Origin of the sequence: Microbacterium sp. zg-B96 (assembly GCF_030246865.1) — a bacterium.
Taxonomy (GTDB): Bacteria; Actinomycetota; Actinomycetes; order Actinomycetales; family Microbacteriaceae; genus Microbacterium.
Window position 1 is genome coordinate 1,773,064 of sequence record NZ_CP126738.1, and the last position, 18,598, is coordinate 1,791,661.

At 69.3% G+C, this 18,598-nt stretch carries 20 protein-coding genes; 6 read left to right on the top strand and 14 right to left on the bottom strand.

Annotated elements, in window-relative coordinates; genetic code table 11:
- The first annotated feature begins 48 nt into the window (after window positions 1-48).
- Entirely contained in the window at window positions 49-1,134 is a 1,086-nt protein-coding gene (locus QNO11_RS08245; RefSeq protein ID WP_257509561.1) for a GNAT family N-acetyltransferase, read from the top strand.
- A 19-nt stretch (window positions 1,135-1,153) separates the two neighbouring features.
- Here the strand turns inward: QNO11_RS08245 and mutM are convergent, their stop codons facing one another.
- Genes mutM through QNO11_RS08275 form a run of 6 tightly spaced genes read right to left on the bottom strand, consistent with a single transcriptional unit; the run spans window position 1,154 to window position 6,275 of the window.
- Window positions 1,154-2,059 carry a bifunctional DNA-formamidopyrimidine glycosylase/DNA-(apurinic or apyrimidinic site) lyase gene (mutM, locus tag QNO11_RS08250; RefSeq protein ID WP_257509560.1) on the bottom strand — a complete coding sequence of 302 codons (906 nt, stop codon included), beginning with the start codon at window positions 2,057-2,059 and terminating at the stop codon, window positions 1,154-1,156.
- Entirely contained in the window at window positions 2,052-2,744 is a 693-nt protein-coding gene (gene rnc / locus QNO11_RS08255) for a ribonuclease III (protein WP_257509559.1), read from the bottom strand. Before rnc ends, mutM begins: the two co-directional genes overlap by 8 nt.
- 19 nt (window positions 2,745-2,763) lie before the next feature.
- Window positions 2,764-2,973, bottom strand: a complete 210-nt coding sequence (gene rpmF, locus QNO11_RS08260) for a 50S ribosomal protein L32 (RefSeq protein ID WP_257509558.1) — start codon at window positions 2,971-2,973, stop codon at window positions 2,764-2,766.
- A gap of 2 nt (window positions 2,974-2,975) precedes the next feature.
- Window positions 2,976-3,542 (bottom strand): YceD family protein, encoded by a 567-nt coding sequence (locus QNO11_RS08265; RefSeq protein WP_257509557.1) that lies wholly within the window; start codon window positions 3,540-3,542, stop codon window positions 2,976-2,978.
- 30 nt (window positions 3,543-3,572) lie between these two features.
- A complete protein-coding gene (coaD, locus tag QNO11_RS08270; RefSeq protein WP_257509556.1) occupies window positions 3,573-4,070 on the bottom strand; it encodes a pantetheine-phosphate adenylyltransferase in 498 nt (165 codons plus the stop codon).
- A 42-nt stretch (window positions 4,071-4,112) separates the two neighbouring features.
- Entirely contained in the window at window positions 4,113-6,275 is a 2,163-nt protein-coding gene (locus QNO11_RS08275; RefSeq protein WP_257509555.1) for an ATP-dependent DNA helicase RecG, read from the bottom strand.
- A 77-nt stretch (window positions 6,276-6,352) separates the two neighbouring features.
- Here QNO11_RS08275 and QNO11_RS08280 point away from each other — a divergent pair, with 77 nt between their 5' ends.
- Together QNO11_RS08280 and rsmD are read left to right on the top strand one after the other, a co-directional pair.
- Complete coding sequence (locus QNO11_RS08280) at window positions 6,353-6,934, top strand: 1-acyl-sn-glycerol-3-phosphate acyltransferase (protein ID WP_257509554.1); 582 nt, start codon at window positions 6,353-6,355, stop codon at window positions 6,932-6,934.
- A gap of 4 nt (window positions 6,935-6,938) precedes the next feature.
- On the top strand, window positions 6,939-7,499 hold the full coding sequence (rsmD, locus tag QNO11_RS08285; protein WP_257509553.1) for a 16S rRNA (guanine(966)-N(2))-methyltransferase RsmD: 561 nt from the start codon (window positions 6,939-6,941) through the stop codon (window positions 7,497-7,499).
- 1 nt (window position 7,500) lies between these two features.
- On the opposite strand, the gene thiL is transcribed toward rsmD, so the two are convergent.
- Entirely contained in the window at window positions 7,501-8,496 is a 996-nt protein-coding gene (gene thiL, locus QNO11_RS08290) for a thiamine-phosphate kinase (protein ID WP_257509552.1), read from the bottom strand.
- 65 nt (window positions 8,497-8,561) lie between these two features.
- Here thiL and QNO11_RS08295 point away from each other — a divergent pair, with 65 nt between their 5' ends.
- Complete coding sequence (locus tag QNO11_RS08295; RefSeq protein ID WP_257509551.1) at window positions 8,562-9,038, top strand: DUF3515 family protein; 477 nt, start codon at window positions 8,562-8,564, stop codon at window positions 9,036-9,038.
- 17 nt (window positions 9,039-9,055) lie between these two features.
- Here the strand turns inward: QNO11_RS08295 and QNO11_RS08300 are convergent, their stop codons facing one another.
- The 7 genes from QNO11_RS08300 to QNO11_RS08330 all read right to left on the bottom strand — a co-directional run bounded on the left by QNO11_RS08300 (window position 9,056) and on the right by QNO11_RS08330 (window position 16,659).
- A complete protein-coding gene (locus QNO11_RS08300) occupies window positions 9,056-10,144 on the bottom strand; it encodes a D-alanine--D-alanine ligase family protein (RefSeq protein WP_257509550.1) in 1,089 nt (362 codons plus the stop codon).
- Window positions 10,044-11,180 carry an NAD(P)H-dependent glycerol-3-phosphate dehydrogenase gene (locus tag QNO11_RS08305; RefSeq protein ID WP_257509549.1) on the bottom strand — a complete coding sequence of 379 codons (1,137 nt, stop codon included), beginning with the start codon at window positions 11,178-11,180 and terminating at the stop codon, window positions 10,044-10,046. Before QNO11_RS08305 ends, QNO11_RS08300 begins: the two co-directional genes overlap by 101 nt.
- Complete coding sequence (locus QNO11_RS08310) at window positions 11,170-11,886, bottom strand: lysophospholipid acyltransferase family protein (RefSeq protein WP_257509942.1); 717 nt, start codon at window positions 11,884-11,886, stop codon at window positions 11,170-11,172. Before QNO11_RS08310 ends, QNO11_RS08305 begins: the two co-directional genes overlap by 11 nt.
- A gap of 53 nt (window positions 11,887-11,939) precedes the next feature.
- A complete protein-coding gene (gene murA, locus QNO11_RS08315; RefSeq protein ID WP_257509548.1) occupies window positions 11,940-13,322 on the bottom strand; it encodes a UDP-N-acetylglucosamine 1-carboxyvinyltransferase in 1,383 nt (460 codons plus the stop codon).
- A 21-nt stretch (window positions 13,323-13,343) separates the two neighbouring features.
- A complete protein-coding gene (gene leuD, locus QNO11_RS08320; protein ID WP_257509547.1) occupies window positions 13,344-13,940 on the bottom strand; it encodes a 3-isopropylmalate dehydratase small subunit in 597 nt (198 codons plus the stop codon).
- Window position 13,941: 1 nt separating this feature from the next.
- A complete protein-coding gene (gene leuC / locus QNO11_RS08325; protein WP_257509546.1) occupies window positions 13,942-15,396 on the bottom strand; it encodes a 3-isopropylmalate dehydratase large subunit in 1,455 nt (484 codons plus the stop codon).
- Window positions 15,397-15,546: 150 nt separating this feature from the next.
- On the bottom strand, window positions 15,547-16,659 hold the full coding sequence (locus QNO11_RS08330; protein WP_257509545.1) for a TerC family protein: 1,113 nt from the start codon (window positions 16,657-16,659) through the stop codon (window positions 15,547-15,549).
- Between the two features lie 222 nt (window positions 16,660-16,881).
- Between QNO11_RS08330 and QNO11_RS08335 the strand changes: the two genes are divergently transcribed.
- On the top strand, window positions 16,882-17,436 hold the full coding sequence (locus tag QNO11_RS08335) for an RNA polymerase sigma factor (protein WP_257509941.1): 555 nt from the start codon (window positions 16,882-16,884) through the stop codon (window positions 17,434-17,436).
- Window positions 17,433-18,596 carry a DUF4349 domain-containing protein gene (locus QNO11_RS08340; protein WP_257526935.1) on the top strand — a complete coding sequence of 388 codons (1,164 nt, stop codon included), beginning with the start codon at window positions 17,433-17,435 and terminating at the stop codon, window positions 18,594-18,596. Before QNO11_RS08335 ends, QNO11_RS08340 begins: the two co-directional genes overlap by 4 nt.
- The last annotated feature ends 2 nt before the right edge of the window (window positions 18,597-18,598 follow it).

Here is an 18,598-nt window from a genome sequence, read left to right on the forward strand (position 1 = left end):
CGGAGCACTCAACGCTGCGGACACCACCTCCCTAACGAAAGAACCACCATGACCTCCACCGCACTCGACGTCGAGTTCCGCCCCCTCATCGCGCCCGGCACGGGCGACCCGCCCGACGAAGGCGACTTCGCCGAAATGGTCCGCGTGCGCAACACCGTGTACCGCGAAGTCTCCGGTCACGACGACGAATCCATCACCCCGGCCGAGCTGCGCCCCCACTACGACCCCGACCCAGATCAGATCCGCTACGTCTGGCTCGCTGTCGTCGACGGTGAGGTCGTCGGCCGGATCGGCGTGGACATCCCCCTCGCGAAGGGATCGCGAAGCGCGTTCTGGCTCATCGAACTCCTCCGCGAGGTGTGGGGGCGCGGAATCGGTACCGCCGCCTACGCACTCGTCGAGGACACCGCACGCACGCACGGGCGTACGGTCTTGCAGTCTTGGGCCATGAACCCTGCCGCGGATGGGCCGATGCTGGCCCCGCCGACGGGGTTCGGCAGCATTCCGCACGACAACATCACGCGCTTCTACCTGCGCCACGGCTACACGCTGGAGCAGGTGGATCGCAGCAGCATCCTGGATCTGACCGCATCCTTCGACGGGATCGAGCGACTGCTGGCGCAGGCGAAGGATGCCGCGTCGGGGTACCGGGTGGTGCAGTGGCACGCCCCCACTCCCGCGGAGTATCGCGAGGGCTACGCCTGGATGAAGTCGCGCATGTCGACCGACGCGCCGGCCGCGGCACTCGAGTTCGACGAGGAGGCGTGGGATGCCGACCGCGTCGCCCGCCACGACGCGAAGTACACAGCCGCCGGGCGCACGATGCTCGTCACCGCGGCACAGCACATCGCCACCGGCGAGCTGTGCGCGTTCAACGAGCTCGTCATCGGCCCGGACCACAGCCTGGCCACACAGCAGGAGGACACACTGGTGCTGAAGGAGCATCGCGGGCATCGCCTCGGCACGCTCGTCAAGTGCGCCGGCCTGATGACGTGGCGCGAGCTCATGCCGGACTCGCCGCGCGTGCTGACCTACAACGCCGAGGAGAATCGCCCGATGCTGGACATCAACGAGGGGATGGGGTTCGTCCCGGTCGCCTACGAGGGCGGCTGGAAGAAGGTGCTCTCGGCCTGATGGCCCGGGGCCGGCGTGCTCAGCGCGGCGGCCTCGGTGCCTTCTGGCAGCGGGGGCAGAAGTGGCTGGACCGGTTCGTGAACGACACCCGCACGATCGGTGCCCCGCACCTGGGACACGGCTGACCGGTGCGGCCGTACGCGTTCAGCGAGTGGGCGAAATAGCCGGCCTGCCCGTTGACGTTGACGTACTGGGCGTCGAAGCTCGTGCCGCCCTCGGCCAGCGCCTTCTCGAGGACCGCGCGGATCTCGGCGAGCAGCTTTCGCGCGGCACGGCTCGACAGCGCCGCAGCCGGAGTCTCGGGATGGATGCGCGAGGCCCACAGGGCTTCATCGGCGTAGATGTTGCCGACGCCGCTGAGCACGGTCTGATCCAGCAGTACCCGCTTGATCGCGGAGGCCTTGCGGCTCAGCGCAGCGCGGAAGAGATCGTCGCGGAACGCCGGATCCAGCGGATCGCGGGCGATGTGAGACACCTGGGTCGGCGCCGTCGCGGCATCCGTCCCCCACCCGCCGGCGGCGCCGTCGGGTGTCGGCACGAGCGTGTCCAGTGCCAGCGAGCCGAACGTGCGCTGGTCGGCGAAGACGACGGCGAGCTCGCCGTGCTCGGGATGATCGATGTCCAGACGTACGCGCTCGTGGCGTTCGGCCGGAGCAGCCGGGGGTCGCAGCAGCATCTGTCCGCTCATGCCGAGGTGGGCGACGACGGCGTGATCGCCGCCGTCCAGCGGCAGCCAGAGGAACTTGCCGCGGCGTGCGGCGCCGGTGACGCGGCGGCCGGTGAGCGCGGTCTCGAACGAGCGGGCGTCGCCGTCGTGACGGGTCAGCGCTCGCTCATCCCATACCGTGACGCCGGCAACGCGGGAGCCGGTGACCGCGGGCGCCAACCCCGCGCGGACCACTTCGACTTCGGGAAGCTCAGGCACGCGTACTGAGTTCGCGCCACGCGCTGAGCGCGGCCGCCATCTCGGCCTGCTTCTTGCTCGTGCCAGAACCGGCGGCCGTGAAGTCACCGACGGTCACGTATGCCGTGAACACCCGGTCGTGATCGGGCCCGGCCGCTTCGATGGCGTACACCGGGGGGCCGAACGCGTTGCGCGCCGCAAGCTCCTGCAGGCTCGTCTTGGGGTCCATCGCGGCGCCGTACCGGTCGGGGTCCTGCAGCAGCGGCTCGACCAGGCGCAGCACCAGGCCCGTCGCGGCATCCGGACCGGCCGAAATGTACGTCGCTCCGATCACCGCTTCCATGGTGTCGGCGAGGATCGAGTCCTTGTCTCGTCCGCCGGTCTGCTGCTCACCGCGTCCGAGAAGCAGGTGATCACCCAGCCCGATGCCGCGTGCGACCTCGGCAAGAGCCACCGTCGACACGACGCTCGCCCGGCGCTTGGCCAGCTCGCCTTCGTCCAGATCGGGGTGCGCCGTGAACAGTCGCACGGTCACCGCCTGGCCCAGCACCGAGTCGCCGAGGAATTCGAGGCGCTCGTTGTGGGGGATGCCACCGGCCTCATACGCGAAGGATCGATGCGTCAGGGCGAGCGACAGAAGCTCGGGGTCGATGTCGACCCCGAGCTTGTCCACCAGCGCTGCGCGCTGGTGGGAGACGTCTGTCACGCCGTCCGCCGATCGCGGATCAGACGTCAGCGACCTTGCGGCCCTTGTACTCCAGGAACAGTTCAGTACCCTGCGAGTCCGTGACGACCTTGGCCTGGTGCGGACGGCTGTAGACGACCGCGCCGTTTTCGATGGTCTTCACCAGCGCGATGGGCGCCGCCTTCCACTGCGCGCGGCGCGAGCGGGTGTTGGAACGCGAAACCTTGCGCTTCGGGGGGTTGCCTGCCATGGCTAGCTCTCTTCTGTGGTCTCGTCGCGGCGATCAGCCACCGCGTCGTTGGTAAAGGTCTTCAGGGTCGCCCAGCGCGGATCTACGGATTCGCGGGGCTCTTGCGCCGCTTCCTCGGTCAGCCTCTCGCCCGTGATCGGGTCAAGCCCCGGGCAGTCCGGCTGACACACCGGCTGGAACGGAAGCGCAAGGACGATGGTGTCCCTGACAAGTGGCCCCGTGTCGACATAGTCGTTCTGGAGTTCGAAGTCAGTCGCTTCCTCCCCAGGATAACCGAAGAGTTCCTGAAACTCGACTTCGACGGGCTGGGCGATGTCGATGAGGCAGCGCCCGCAGATGCCGCGGTAGACCGCGGATGCCTCGCCGGTGACCAGGATTCCCTCGTGGACCGACTCGAGGCGTACGTCCAGCCGCACCGGCTCACCCTGCGCCACCGAGACCAGTCCTTCACCCCAGCGCTGCGGGGCGGGAGCGTCGACGACGAACTCGCGCATCTCGCCTGGGCGGTTGACGATGTCGCGCGCGGGAAACACGAAGGGACCGCTGACATGCATTCTCACCACGGTCATCAATGCTACCTGGGCGCGAGCGCTCCCGGATCAGATGTGGCGCGCGCCGGTGTCGAGGAAGCGGGCGACCGGGGCCGGAACGAAGGGCGAAACGTCGCCGCCGAGCGAGGCGACCTGGCGCACCAGCGAGCTGGATACCAGCGCATGGGCGGGATCGGGCAGCAGGAACACGGTCTCGACGTGCGCGAGGTGCCGGTTGACGATCGCCATCGGCGTTTCGTAGGCCACGTCGACCTGCGAGCGGATGCCTTTGACGAGCACGCCCGCGCCCACATCGGTGGCGTAGTCAACGAGCAGCCCCATGCTCCAGGAGGCGACGATGACGTCGCCGGCGATCTCGTTCTCCGCGATCGACTGCTCCAGCAGGGTCAACCGCTGGGCGATCGGGAGCATCGCCTCCTTGCCCGGGTTGTGTACGACCAGCACGTGGAGCTGGTCGTACAGCGCCGCGGCGCGCCGGATGACATCGAGGTGTCCGAGCGTCGGCGGGTCGAAGGAACCGGGAACAACGGCGATCCGAGGGTTCATGACCCCAGCGTATAGCCGCCGACACCAGCTCCCTGACACCGGTCAGCTCTTGGCCAGCGCCGCGCGTTCCTCCTGGTCGAGACGCCGATCGATCGAGGCGACCAGGCCGGGATGATGCCGCAGCGTCGGGTCCTCCGCGAGCACCCGCTCCGCCTCCTGCCGGGCGATCGCGATGAGGTCGGCATCCTTGACCACCCGCAGCAGCCGCAGCGAGGACCGGGCGCCGGATTGGGCGTCGCCGAGCACGTCACCCTCGCCGCGCAGCTCGAGGTCCACCTCGGCGAGTTCGAATCCGTCGGTCGTCGCAGCGACCGCTTCCACCCGCTCGCGCGCCGGGCTGTAGGCGGTCGCCTCGGTGACGAGGAGACACAGTCCCGGGACCGAGCCGCGCCCGACGCGACCGCGCAGCTGGTGCAGCTGCGACACCCCGAACCGGTCGGCCTCGAGGATGACCATGGTGGAGGCGTTGGGCACGTCGACACCGACCTCGATCACGGTCGTCGCCACCAGCACGTCGATGTCGCCGCGCGCGAACGCCTGCATTACGGCATCCTTCTCCTCCCCCGGCATCCGCCCGTGCAGGATCGCGACGCGGAGATTGTCGTAAGCGGGATGCTGCGCCAGCAGTTCCTGCACCTGCACGACGCCCCAGCGGGTGCGTTCCGGCGCTCCCTCCCCCGGGCCGGCCGGCTCGTCGGCGGTGTCGTCCTTCACCGCTGCTTCGGCGTCGATGGCCGCGCACACGACGAACGCCTGATGCCCGGCAGCCACCTCTTCGGCGATGCGTTCCCAGACCCGCGCGAACCACCCCGGCTTCTCGGCGAGGGGAGCGACGAACGTGGAGATGCCGGCGCGCCCGGCCGGCATGGTGCGGATCGTCGACACGTCGAGGTCGCCGAAGACCGTCATCGCGACGGTGCGGGGAATGGGGGTCGCCGTCAGCACCAGCACGTGTGGCGCGGTGCCCTTGGCCCGGAGCGTCTCACGCTGCTCCACCCCGAAACGGTGCTGCTCGTCGATGACGACCAAGCCCAGCTCGGCGAACGTCGTCGAGGCGCTCAGCAGCGCGTGGGTGCCCACGACGATGCGCGCCTGACCTGATGCGACGCGCAGCGCGGCTTTGCGCCGCTCCGCTGCGGTCATCTGGCCGGTCAGCAGCGTCGGCATGAGTTCCGGGGCCAGCTTGGGGCCGAGCATGCGGGCGATGGAGCGCACGTGCTGGCCCGCGAGCACCTCGGTCGGTGCGATGAGGGCGGCCTGTCCACCGGTCTCGGCGACCTGCAGCATGGCTCGCAGCGCCACGAGGGTCTTCCCGGAGCCGACCTCGCCCTGCACGAGCCGGTTCATCGGCCACGCGCCTTCCAGATCGGCGGCGATGCGCTCCCCCACGCTGAGCTGATCCGGCGTGAGTGGGAAGGGCAGCCCCGCGTCGAAGCGGGCAAGCAGTCCGTCGGCGCTGGCGGGGCGCGACGTGGCAGCCAGCGCTCGCACCTGCTCCCGCTGCTGCAGCAGCGCCGCCTGCAGCACGAACGCCTCATGCGTGCGCAGCGTCTCCTGCGCCTGCCCGATCTGCTCGAAGGTCTCCGGGCGGTGGATGCGCTCCAGCGCCGTGCGGGCGTCGAGCAGGTGCAGTGCCATGCGGAACGACTCCGGCAGCGGGTCGGGCACCTCGTCGAGCATGTCCAGGACGGTGTCGACGGTCTTCTTGACCTGCCAGCTGGCCACGGTGCTGGTCGCGGGGTAGATGGGAACCGGCTCGGTCGACCGCGTCTGCGCCTGCAGGCGGCCCTCGGCCTCATCCTCGAACAGCTCGTAATCGGGGTGCGCGAACTGCTGCACGCCCTTGTAGAGGCCGACCTTGCCGGAGAAGATGCCGCGCCTGCCTGGTACGAGTTCGTTCGCGCGCCACTTCTGATTGAAGAAGGTGAGCACCAGCGCGCCCTGCCCGTCGCTGATGACCACTTCCAGGATCACTCCCGGCCGGTTGCGCATGCGCCGCTCGGTCGCTGAGCGCACCTCGGCGACGATCGTCACCTGCTCCCCCAGCGGCAACGAGTCGATGGGGGTCAGCTCGCCGCGCTTGGCGTAGCGGCGCGGATAGTGGGCGAGCAGGTCGCCGACCGTCTGCATGCCGAAGGCGCGTTCCAGCAGTTTTGCGGTTTTGTCGCCGACCGCCGCTTGCAGACGCGACTCGAGCGACACCATGCCTGCGATTCTATGGCGCGCGTCCGACACCCTCCGCGCTGAGGGATCCCTCAGGCGCCGCACCGTAATGTGGGCAGGTGATCAGACGCTCCATCGCACGCGCCTATTGGGCACTCAGCCGGTGGCGACTCGTCACCACTCCGGCGCCCGACCGCCCCTCCGTCCTGATCGGCGCACCCCACACCTCCAACTGGGATTTCGTCATCATGCTCGCGATCGCCTGGCGGTTGGGTATCCCGGCGCGGTGGCTCGGCAAAAAGAGTCTCTTCCGAGGCTGGCGCGGGCCGATCATGCGCGCGCTCGGCGGGATCGAGGTCGACCGAGACGACCCCCGACACGTGGTCGACGAAGTCGTGACGCGCGTGCACGCCGGCGAGGTCTTCGGGCTCGTCGTGACGCCCGAGGGCACCCGTGGCGCGGGCGAGTACTGGAAGTCGGGTTTCTACCGCATCGCCCGCGATGCAAGCATGCCCGTCACGCTCGGGTACATCGACCGCACCACCATGACGGCAGGGTTGGGGATCACCGTAGATCTCACCGGCGACGTGCGGGCCGACATGGACCGCATCCGCGCCTTCTACGCCGACAAGTCGGGACTGCGCCCCGAGCTGCGCACCGAACCGCGACTGCGTGACGAGTCGACGGCGCCGGTAGCGTGAAGGTGTGACACGCATCATTTCCGGCGCCGCCGGATCCCTCACGCTCGTCGTCCCCGACGCCGGTACCCGCCCCACGAGCGACCGCGTCCGCGAGGCGCTGTTCAGCGCACTCGAAGCAGCCGACGTGGTGCTGGGCGCGCGCGTGCTGGATCTGTACGCCGGGTCGGGCGCGCTGGGCCTGGAGGCGTTGAGCCGCGGAGCGGCGTCGGTCGATCTCGTGGAGAAGGCCCCGCGCGCCGCGACGACGGCGCAGCGCAACGCCGGGGCGGTCGCGAAAGCCGTCGGAGGGGCAGCGTCGTGGCGGGTGCACCGTGCCAGCGTCGACACGTTCCTGCGCTCGGGAAGCGACACTTTCGACCTGGTGTTCCTGGATCCCCCGTATGACGTGGGCGATGCGGAACTGGCACAGACCCTCGCGCTGCTCGTGCCGCGGCTGGCATCCGACGCCACCGTCGTCATCGAGCGGGCGCGCCGGTCGCCTCAGCCCACGCTGCCCGCAGGGCTCGTGCACGCCCGCGACAAGCGCTACGGCGACACGACGCTGTGGTGGGCCACCGCCGAATGACTCAGCCGCTGCGGCGATCCCAGTCGCGGTAGGGATCCCACCCGCCCGGTCCGTCATAGGGCGCGCCGTCGACGAGGAGCGGATGCCCGCCGGGCTGCTGCACGACCCCGATCGAGCGGAAGCCCTCCGGCAGAGCCGCCTCCGGCGGGAAGGCCGCCAGCAGCGCGTGGTCCTCGCCGCCTTCCAGCGCAGCGATCGGGTCGCCTCCGAGCGCGGCCGCGGACAGCGCGAGCGTGACCCCGGATGCCGCAGCCAGCCGCCGCGCGTCCAGCGCGAGCCCGTCTGATACGTCCATCATCGCCGTCGCGCCGGCGGCCGCGGCCTGCACGCCGAGAGCAATGGGCGGCCGGGGGCGCAGCTGCGCGTCGAGGGCGGCCGTCTCCTGCGGAGTGAGCCTGTCGCGAGGCACAGCGATCGCCTCGCCGTCGGTGCCGCGGAAACGGGCGAACAGCAGCCGCAGGCCGGCGGCGGCCATTCCCGCCTCACCGGCGAGGGCCACGGTATCGCCGGGTCGCGCGCCGGAGCGCCGGACGGGCTCGCCGCCGTCCAGCATGCCCACGGCGGTCACCGCGATGGTCAGGGTGTCCGAGATGGTCAGGTCGCCGCCCTCGACCGCGCAGCCTGGTGCCAGCGCGTCACAGGCCGCCCGCAGCCCGGTGGCCAGGTCGCGGACGAACGTCAGGCGCGTGTCGGCGGGCATCGCGAGGGCGACGAACAGCGCAACCGGGCGCGCCCCCATCCCCGCGATGTCGGCGAGGTTCACCGCGGCGGCCTTCCAGCCGAGGTCCTCGCCGCCGGACCATGCCAGGCGGAAGTCGGGACCGTGCACGAGGGTGTCGGTGGTCACCACGACCCGGCCGTCGGGAACCGCCAGGACCGCGGCGTCGTCGCCGGGACCGATCAGCGCCCGCGAGGAGCCGGCGAGGACGGCGAAGATCTCCCGCAGAATCCGGCTCTCACCGATCTCGCCCACGGTCGGGTCGGGCGCGTCTGTCACCGCTCCACCGTACCCGCGCGCGTCCGGCGGCGCTCGCGCCGGACGCGGGCGATTACCCTGGAAGGGTGTCCCGCCCCCGCGCCATCGCCGCTCTCGCAGCCGCACTCCTCGCGGTCACCGCCCTGGCAGGCTGCACGACCTCGGTGTCGCTGACCGCCGCCGACGAGGCCAACGATCCGCTGTGCGCAGAGGTCATGGTGCGACTGCCCGATTCCATCGACGGCCAGGCGCGCCGCTGGACCGACGCACAGGCCACCGCGGCGTGGGGTGACCCGACGGCGGTCATCCTCAGTTGCGGTGTGACGCCTCCCGGTCCCTCCGTGGCCAAGTGCATCACGATCAACGGCGTCGACTGGATCGTCGACGACACCGACCGGCCCCGCTTGCGCATCACGACCTATGGCCGAGCCCCCGCCGTCGAGGTCTTCGTCGACAATGACCGGCTCGATCCCGGCTATGTGCTGGACCAGTTCGCGCCGTACATCGTCGACACGCTGCCGCGCGATCGCGAGTGCACCGCGACGTCGGAGCTGCTCGGCTGACGCCCCGCACCGGGACGTCACCGGGTCGCGCGGGCCAGCTCGATCAGCTCGGTGATGAGCTCGGGATAGGTCATCCCGGAGGCGATCCAGCACTTGGGGAACATCGAGATCGGCGTGAAGCCGGGCATGGTGTTCACCTCGTTCACGAAAAACTCGGTCCCGGTGTAGAAGAAATCAACGCGCGCGAGGCCTTCGCCGCCGAGCGCCTCGAAGGCACGCGCGGCGATCCGCTGCATCTCGGCGAGTTCGCCGTCGAAGAGCGTCGCGGGGCACACCAGCTCCACGCCGGGGGCATCGAGGTATTTCGCATCGAAGTCGTAGAACGGCCGCCCGGTGACGACGATCTCGCCCGCCACGCTCACCCGCACCGGTCCGCCGTCACGGCCGGGCAGCACGCCGCACTCGATCTCGCGCCCGACCACAGCCTGCTCCACGAGCACGCTCGAGTCCTCGGCGAACGCCACCTCGAGCGCAGCGTCCAGGTCAGCCCAGTTCTCAACCTTCGACACGCCCACGCTGGATCCGGCGCGGTTGGGCTTCACGAATACCGGAAGCCCGAGTGAACGCACCCGCTGGTCCCACAGCGCCCGGTCGTACCGGAGGTCTGCGCGGGTGACCCGTCGCCACGGCACCACCGGCACACCGGCGGACTGCAGGATGCTCTTGGTCACGTGCTTGTCCATGCCGATCGCCGACATGAGCACGCCACCGCCGACGTACGGCAGGTCCAGCAGCTCCAGCATCCCCTGGATCGTGCCGTCCTCGCCGAACTTGCCGTGCAGGATCGGGAAGACCACGTCCACGTCACCGAGGCTGCGCTCTGTGCCGGAGGCATCCACCACCCGAAGTTCACGGGAGAGTGTCGAGTCGGGCCAGCGAACGCGGGTGCCGTTGTCGACGACCTCGGGCAACCTGCCGTGGGCGAGGGAGAACTTCTCGGGGTCGTCGTCTTCCAGCACGAACGCGCCGTCGCGGGTGATCCCGATGGGTATCACCCGGTAGCGGTCACGATCGATTGCCCGAAGGACGCCTCCCGCCGTTGCGGAGCTGATCGAGTGCTCGCTGGAGCGACCTCCAAAGAGCACCGCCACCGCCGGCTTGTTCATTCTGCGTCCTCTCGCCCTGGGGCTGGTCGTCGTCTGTCGTCAAGTGGGGGGCGATGTCGCGGGGATGCATCGTGCCGTCGAGCACCATCTTGACCTGCTCGACGATCGGCATGACGATGCCGGCCTCGCGCGCCAGCTGCAGGATCGGTGCGACCGAGCCCAGACCCTCTGCGGTCTGGTCCATCTGCTTCACGACGTCCTGGTAGCTGTAGCCCTGCCCGAGCAGCCGCCCGGCGGTGTTGTTGCGGCTCAGCGGCGACTGGCAGGTGGCGATCAGGTCGCCGAGCCCTGCCAGTCCCTGCAGCGTCTCGGGATGGGCGCCCTGGGCGACGGCGAAGTCGGTCATCTCCACCAGGCCCCGGGTGATGATGGATGCCTTGGTGTTCTCGCCATACCCGACGCCGTCGACGATACCGATGGCCACCGCGATGAGGTTCTTCAGTACCCCGCCGAACTCCGTCCCGATCACATCGGTGTTCACGAACGTGCGGAAGTAGCGGTTGCGTGCGCGGCGTGCCACCGCATCGGCGGTCTCCTGGCTGGTCGAGGAGATGACGGCGGCGGTGGGCTGCTCGCGGGCGATCTCCAAGGCGAGGTTCGGCCCGGATGCCACGGCGATCCGTGACGGGTCGCAGTGCAGTTCCTGCTCGATGACCTGGCTCATCCGCAGGCCGGTGCGCTTCTCGACGCCCTTCATGAGCGACACGATCGGCACGTCGCTGCCGGCCACCAGCGGGCGCAGCGCCTTGAGGTTCTGCCGGGCGGTCTGGCTGGGGATCGACAGGTACACCTGCGTGGCGCCGTCCAGGGCCTCGGACAGGTGGTGGGTCGCTGACATGCCGCGCGGCAGGTTGATGCCGGGCAGGTACTGGCTGTTGCGCTTGGCCTGGTCGATCTCGTGGGCCAGCTCCGGTCGGCGTGCCCACATCACCACGTGTGCGCCGCCGTCGGCGAGGATCTTGCCGAAGGTGGTTCCCCAGCTGCCGGCGCCGATCACGGCGACGCGCGGAGCTCCGGCATCGGGTCTACGACTCAAGGCGCCCTGTCTCCCTCTGCCCGTGGTCCGACGGGTTCCACCGTTCCAGCGGAGGCGTCTGACCGCGCAACTCCCCCTGCAACTCGGCGATGCGCGCCATGACGACGTCGGTCGCCTCGACCAGCGCCGACTGCTGCGCGGCACGTCCCTGATAGGCCGACAGGTCCACGGGAGGACCGAGCAGCACCTTCACACGCTTGCGCAGCGGCCACAGACTCAGCTTGCCGTAGCGGGGCATGATCTGCTGCACACCCCACGTGGCCATCGGGACCACCGGCAGGCCGCCGGCCAGCGCGACGCGCACGGCGCCGGTCTTGCCGCGCATGGGCCACAGCTCCGGGTCCCGGGTGAGGGTGCCTTCGGGGTAGACGATCACGCCGCGGCCCGAGGCGATGAGCTGCTCGGCGGTCTGGATCGTCTGCTTCGCGCTGGCGGCGGAGGCGGAGCGGGCAACGGGGATCATGCCGGTGGCGCGCAGCGCCCAACCCAGCACCGGGATGCGGAACAGGCTTTCCTTGGCCATGAAGCTCGGCGCCCGTCCCAGCCGCCACGTCGCGACGGCGACGATGACCGGGTCGATCTCGCTGTAGTGGTTGGGCGCGAGGACGTACGCGCCCTCCTCGGGAAGGTGCTCACCCCCGCTGACTTCGATCTTCGCGAAGATGCTCGCCACCGGCACGACGATGCCGGCCAGCGGCCAGAACATGCTGGGCCGGCGCTTCTCGGCGGACGCGCGGCGCTTGCGGGATGCGGCCACGGTCAGCCGATGACGTCGAAGTCGGCGCCCAGCGCCTGCAGCTTGTCGAAGAGGTTCTCGTACCCGCGGCGGATGATTCCGACGTTGTGCACGATCGATTCGCCTTCGGCTGCCAGCGCGGCGATGACGTGGCTGTAGCCGCCTCGGAGGTCGGGCACCACGATCTCGGCGCCGTGCAGCGGCGTGGGTCCGGTGATGACTGCGGCCTGCTCGAGCGCGCGGCGCGGGACCCGGCGGTACTCGCCTTCCAGCCCCTGCGGGTGCACGACGATGTCGGCGCCCATCTTCACGAGTGCCTCGGTGAAGCCGAAGCGATTCTCGTACACCGTCTCGTGCACGACGGAGGTGCCGTTGGCCTGCGTGAGCGCGACGATGAGCGGCTGCTGCCAGTCCGTCATGAAGCCGGGGTGCACGTCGGTTTCCACCACGACGGGCTTGAGGGGGCCGCCGCGGTAGAAGCGGATGCCGTTCTCGGCGATGTCGAACGCGCCGCCGGCCTTGCGGAAGATGTTGAGGAACGTCAGCATGTCCTGCTGGCGTGCTCCGCCGACGAAGATGTCGCCGTCTGTGGCCAGCGCCGCGCTCGCCCAGGAGGCGGCTTCGTTGCGGTCGAAGATGCTGCGGTGGTCGAAGCCCGAGAGCGAGTCGACGCCTTCGATGAAGATGACGCGGTTCGGCTCGTAGGAGATGATGGCGCCCATCTTCTGCAGCACGCCGATGAGATCCATGATCTCGGGTTCGATCGCGGCGTTGCGCAGCTCCGTGGTGCCCTTGGCCCGCACCGCAGTCAGCAGCACCTGCTCGGTGGCGCCGACGCTCGGGTAGGGCAGCTCGATGTCGGCGCCGTGCAGACCGTTCGGAGCGGACAGACGGATGCCGCTGGGCTGCTTCTCCACGATCGCGCCGAACTTCCGGAGCGCATCGAGGTGGAAATTGATGGGGCGGTCGCCGATGCGGCATCCACCGAGGTCGGGGATGAACGCCTGCCCCAGCAGGTGCAGCAGCGGGCCGCAGAACAGGATCGGGATGCGCGAGGATCCGGCGTGTGCGTCGATCTCCTCGAAGTGCGCCGACTTGGCGTCGCTGGGATCGAACACGAGGCTTCCCGGCTCGTCGCCGTCATCGACGCGCACACCGTGCACTTCGAGCAGCGAGCGGACCACGCCGACGTCGCTGATGTCGGGGACGTCGCGCAGCACGCTGACGCTCTCGCCCAGGAGCGAGGCGACCATGGCCTTCGTGGCGAGGTTCTTCGCACCCTTGACATCGACACGGCCGACCAGAGGACGGCCGCCGCGGATTGCGATGGAGTCTCCTGTCAGTCCCTGCGCTAGCCCTTCCGACTCCTTCGTCGCCGACCGGTTCTCGCTGGGGAGTGACTTCATGCGGTGGACCTCACTTGATTGCTACCGGACCGGGAGGGTCCGCGGGCGCCATGCCTCGCGGCGGGCTTCGAACTGCGCGATCGCAGCCTCGTCGCGCAGCGTCAGCCCGATGTCATCCAGACCTTCGAGCAGGCGCCATCTAGTGTAATCATCGATCTCGAAGGGAAGGCTGAGGTCGCCGATTCGCGCCGTTCGTGCTACGAGGTCGACGGTCATCTCGATGCCGGGCTGCGCGGCGATCTGCGCCCACACGGCCTCGAGATCGCTCTCCGAGATGACACCTGTAACCAGGCCCTGCTTGCCCGCGTTGCCACGGAAGATGTCGGCGAACTTGGGGCTCAGCACCACCTGGAACCCGTAGTCGCGCAGCGCCCACACGGCGTGCTCGCGGCTGGACCCGGTACCGAAGTCGGCACCGGCGACGAGGATCGAGGCACCTGCGAACGCGGGCTGGTTGAGCACGAAGTCGGGGTCCTGGCGCCAGTTCGCAAACAGTGCGTCTTCGAAACCGGTCTTCGTGACCCGCTTCAGATACACCGCGGGGATGATCTGGTCGGTGTCGACGGCAGAGCGGGTGAGCGCTGCGGCGACGCCGGTGTGGGTGGTGAATTTCTCCATGTCAGGCCTCCACTCCGGCCGATACCGGCAGATCGCTGGGGCTGGCGAGTCGCCCGAGCACGGCGGTGGCGGCGGCCACCAGCGGCGAGACGAGGTGGGTGCGCCCGCCCTTGCCCTGCCTGCCCTCGAAGTTGCGGTTGCTCGTGGATGCGCAGCGCTCCCCCGGGGAGAGCTGGTCGGGATTCATCCCCAGGCACATGGAGCAGCCTGCGAAGCGCCACTCGGCACCGAAGCCGAGGAACACCTGGTCCAGGCCCTCGGCCTCGGCCTCCAGGCGCACCCGGGCGGAACCGGGCACCACCATGACGCGAACGCCCTCGGCCTTCGTCCTGCCGCGCACGATCGACGCGAAGGCACGCAGGTCCTCGATGCGGCTGTTGGTGCAGGAGCCCATGAAGACGGCATCCACCGGCACGTCCTTCAGCGGCGTACCGGGGACCAGGTCCATGTACTCCAGAGCGCGGCGGGCGGCGGCCTGGTCGTTGGGGTCGGCGAAGTCCTCCGGGGAAGGCACGACGTCGCTGAGCGACACGCCCTGGCCCGGGTTGGTGCCCCACGTCACGAAGGGTTCCAGCGAGTCCGCGTCGAGGAACACCTCGGCATCGTGCACGGCGCCCTCGTCGCCGGGCAGCGTTCGCCAGTACGCCACGGCGTCGTCCCAATCCTGACCCTGCGGCGCGTGCGGGCGGCCCTTGAGGTAGGCGAACGTGGTTTCGTCGGGTGCAACCATGCCGGCGCGAGCGCCGGCTTCGATCGACATGTTGCAGATGGTCATCCGCCCCTCCATCGAGAGGGCGCGGATCGCACTGCCGCGGAACTCGAGGACGTAGCCCTGTCCCCCGTTGGTGCCGATCTTCGCAATGACGGCGAGGATGATGTCCTTCGCCGTGACGCCGGGCTTCAGGTCGCCCTCGACGGTGATCGCCATCGTCTTGAATGGCTTCAGCGGCAGCGTCTGGGTGGCCAACACATGCTCCACCTCGCTCGTGCCGATGCCGAACGCCATGGCGCCGAACGCGCCGTGCGTGGAGGTGTGGGAATCGCCGCACACGACGGTGATTCCCGGCATGGTGAGCCCGAGCTGCGGCCCGACCACGTGGACGATGCCCTGTTCCTTGTCACCGAGCGAATGCAGGCGGACGCCGAATTCCTCCGCATTGCGGCGGAGGGTTTCGATCTGCGTGCGGCTGGTCAGATCGACGATGGGCTTGTCGATCTCCAGCGTCGGGGTGTTGTGGTCCTCGGTGGCGATGGTGAGGTCCAGGCGCCGTACCGGGCGGCCTTCGGCGCGGAGACCCGAGAAGGCCTGCGGGCTGGTCACCTCGTGCACGAGGTGCAGGTCGATGTAGATGAGGTCGGGTGCGCCGTCTTCGCCCTTGACCACCACGTGGTCATCCCACACCTTCTCGGGGAGGGTGCGGGGGCGATCGGGGATCGTCGCTGCGGGTGTGCTCATGACTATCTCGTTCTCCTTGCGAACCGGATCAAGCCCGCCACGAACTCCGCGACGAGGAGGGGCTCAGAACGAGGCCTCGTCGCGGCTGCTAAGGAGAAGCCGAGCGATCCGCACGGGCCCACATTAGCACCGTGCGGATCGCTCTCCGGTTCAGTGACCGGTGGGCTCGTCCGGGCGTTCCGCCGCCGGGTGCGTGGCGTGCGCGTCCGGCTCCTCGACCGTCGCGGGCGTGCGGTGCTCGTGAGCCACCGCCGCTGCCGCCGCCTGCGGAGTCTGCGCCTTGCGGTCGCGGGACGACGCGATGAGGCTGGCGACCGTGGCCACCGTCATGGAGGCGATGATGACACCCAGCGACATCCAGGTGGAGATGTCGGGCACCCACGAGATGTGCTCGCCGCCGTTGATGAAGGGCAGCTCGTTCTCATGCATGGCGTGGAAGATGAGCTTCACGCCGATGAAGGCGAGGATGAACGCGATGCCGTAGTGCAGGTAGCGGAGGCGATCCAGCAGCCCGCCGAGCAGGAAGTACAGCTGACGCAGCCCCATCAGCGCGAAGATGTTCGCGGTGAAGACGATGAACGGGTCCTGCGTGATACCGAAGATCGCGGGGATCGAGTCCAGCGCGAACAGCAGGTCGGTCATGCCGATGGCGACGAACACGATGATCATCGGGGTGAAGATCTTCTTGCCCCCGACGACCGTGCGCACCTTGGCGCCGTCGTACTCCTCGCTGATGTCGACGCGGCGGCGCAGGAGGCGCACGATGGCGCTCTCCTTCTTGATCTCGTCCTCATGCTCCTTGGCGGGGAAGGCCTGCTTCCAGGCGGTGTAGATGAGGAACGCGCCGAACAGGTAGAAGATCGGCAGGAACTGCTCGATGATCACGGCGCCGAGCAGGATGAAGATGCCGCGCAGGATCAGCGCGATGATGATGCCGACCATCAGCACCTTCTGCTGGTACTGCCGGGGCACCGCGAACTGGCCCATGATCAGCACGAAGACGAAGAGGTTGTCGATCGACAGGCTGTACTCGGTGAGCCAGCCGGCGACGAACTGCCCGGTCACGTCCCCGCTGCCGGTGACGGCGAACAGCACGAAGGCGAAGGCGATCGCCAGCCCTACGTAGAACACCACCCACAGCGTCGACTCCTTCGCCGAGGGGATGTGCGGGCGCTTGATGATCAGAAGCAGATCGGCGATGAGGATCGTGAGCAGCACGATGAACGCGCTGATCTCGAACCAGACGGGGATCTCGAAGCCCATGGGAGCCTTTCGGAGGGGTGCGGTAGATGGCCGAAAGTCTCTCCCCCGCAGGCTGCGGCGCGCGCCCGGGGTCACTCGATTGGGACCCGTGATGACGGACGCGCGAGATCGGGATACTCCCTCTCGCTCGGACAAGGATACAGGCGCGGCGCTCGGTGGCAGCCCGCATGAGACGATCGGGCGCGGGCTGACACTTCTCAGGTGAGAGACGAAAGGACGCGCATGGGCGAGCAGCCGGGCGACGCGGCACTGGTGACGCTGGCCGCGGGTGGATCGGAACAGGCGTTCCGCACGCTTTACCGTGCGTACGTGCGCCCGGTGTATTGGGTCGCTCACGGGCTGGTGGGTACCGCCGTCGACGCCGAGGACGTCACGCAGGAGACGTTCCTCGCGGCGTGGCGCAAGCTCCCCGGCCTGCAGTTGGCCGGGCCCTCGCTGCTGCCTTGGCTGGTGACGATCTGCCGTTTCCAGGCAGCGAACCGGGTGCGCAGACTGCGGCGTGACCGCGAGCACACCGCCGATGCGGTGGACCAGCACCTGCCGGACACCGTCGACGTGGAGCAGCAGGTCATCGGTCAGGACCTCGCCGACCGGATCCTCGCCGCCGTGGCAGAGCTGACGCCGCTGGACCAGCAGATCTTCCGGCTGTGCGCGGCAGAGGGATACGCCTATCAGGCGGCAGCCGAGGAACTGGGTGTCGGCCACGGCGTCGTACGCAACCGTCTCTCCCGCATCCGCACCCGGTTGCGGACCGAGGTCGGAACGGAGAGCACATGAACGACACGACTGGGAAGCCGGAGAACCCCACTGGGCTGCCCGAGCTGAGCGACGCGTCGGTGACGCGCATCGAGGATGCCGTCTTCAGCGAGATCGCCGCGGTGCGCCGCGCCGACGACGAAGCCGACCGGCGCCGACGCGCCCGGCGGGGCCGGTGGTGGATCGCCGGAGGCGCCGCCGCGGTCGTGGTGGTCGTGGCGGCGGCTATCGCGCCGTCGATCGGCGGCATCGTGCGCGGGACCAGTGGGAGCGACTCCATGGAAGCCGGCGACTTCACGACGACCGAGACGTGGGAGGGCGCGGAGTCGATGCCCGAATGGATCGCTCCGGAGGCGGCACCGGATGCTGCTGTGGGAGCCTCCGGCGGCGACGTCCAGGCGGTGGAGGGGTCGGCGCGCGAGGTGATCGCGACCGCCACTGCCACCCTCGAGGTGACCGACGCCGACAGTGCGGCCAGGGACGCGGCCGAGGCGATCGCGGCCGCCGCAGAGGCATCCGGGGGTTACGTCGAATCGCTGAGCATCGGAGGGGCCGCGGTGGACACCGGCGCCACCGGCGGTGTGATCCGGGAGATGACCACGACGATCCCGTACCCCCCGTCGGGCACCTGGATCAGCGTGCGCATTCCGGCCGACGAACTGCAGAGCACGATCGCCGGTCTGGCGGAGCACGGCACGGTCACCGCATCCCAGATCTCTCGGCAGGATGTCACCACGCAGACTGTTGATCTGCGTGCGCGTATCGCGTCGGCTCAGGCATCCGTCGATCGCCTCACCGACCTGATGGCGCAGGCGGGGTCGCTCGCCGACCTGATCGCGGCCGAAAGCGCCCTCGCCGAGCGCCAGGCCGAACTGGAGTCGTGGCAGCAGCAGCTGGAGTACCTCGACCAGCAGGTGGCGCTGTCGTCACTGTCGGTGAGCATCGTGACGCCGCCCGAGCGGGTCGAGGCCGATCCCGCCGGGTTCGGCGACGGTCTGGCCGCAGGCTGGAACGGTCTGGTCGCCACAGTCAACGGCATCGTCATCGCGCTGGGGTTCCTCCTCCCCTGGCTCGCCGTCGCCGCCCTGGTGGCCCTGCTGGTGTGGCTCACCCTCCGCATCGCCCGCCGCCGCCGCTCCCCCTCCCCGCCCGCGGACCCCACCCCCACCCCCACCCCGTGAAA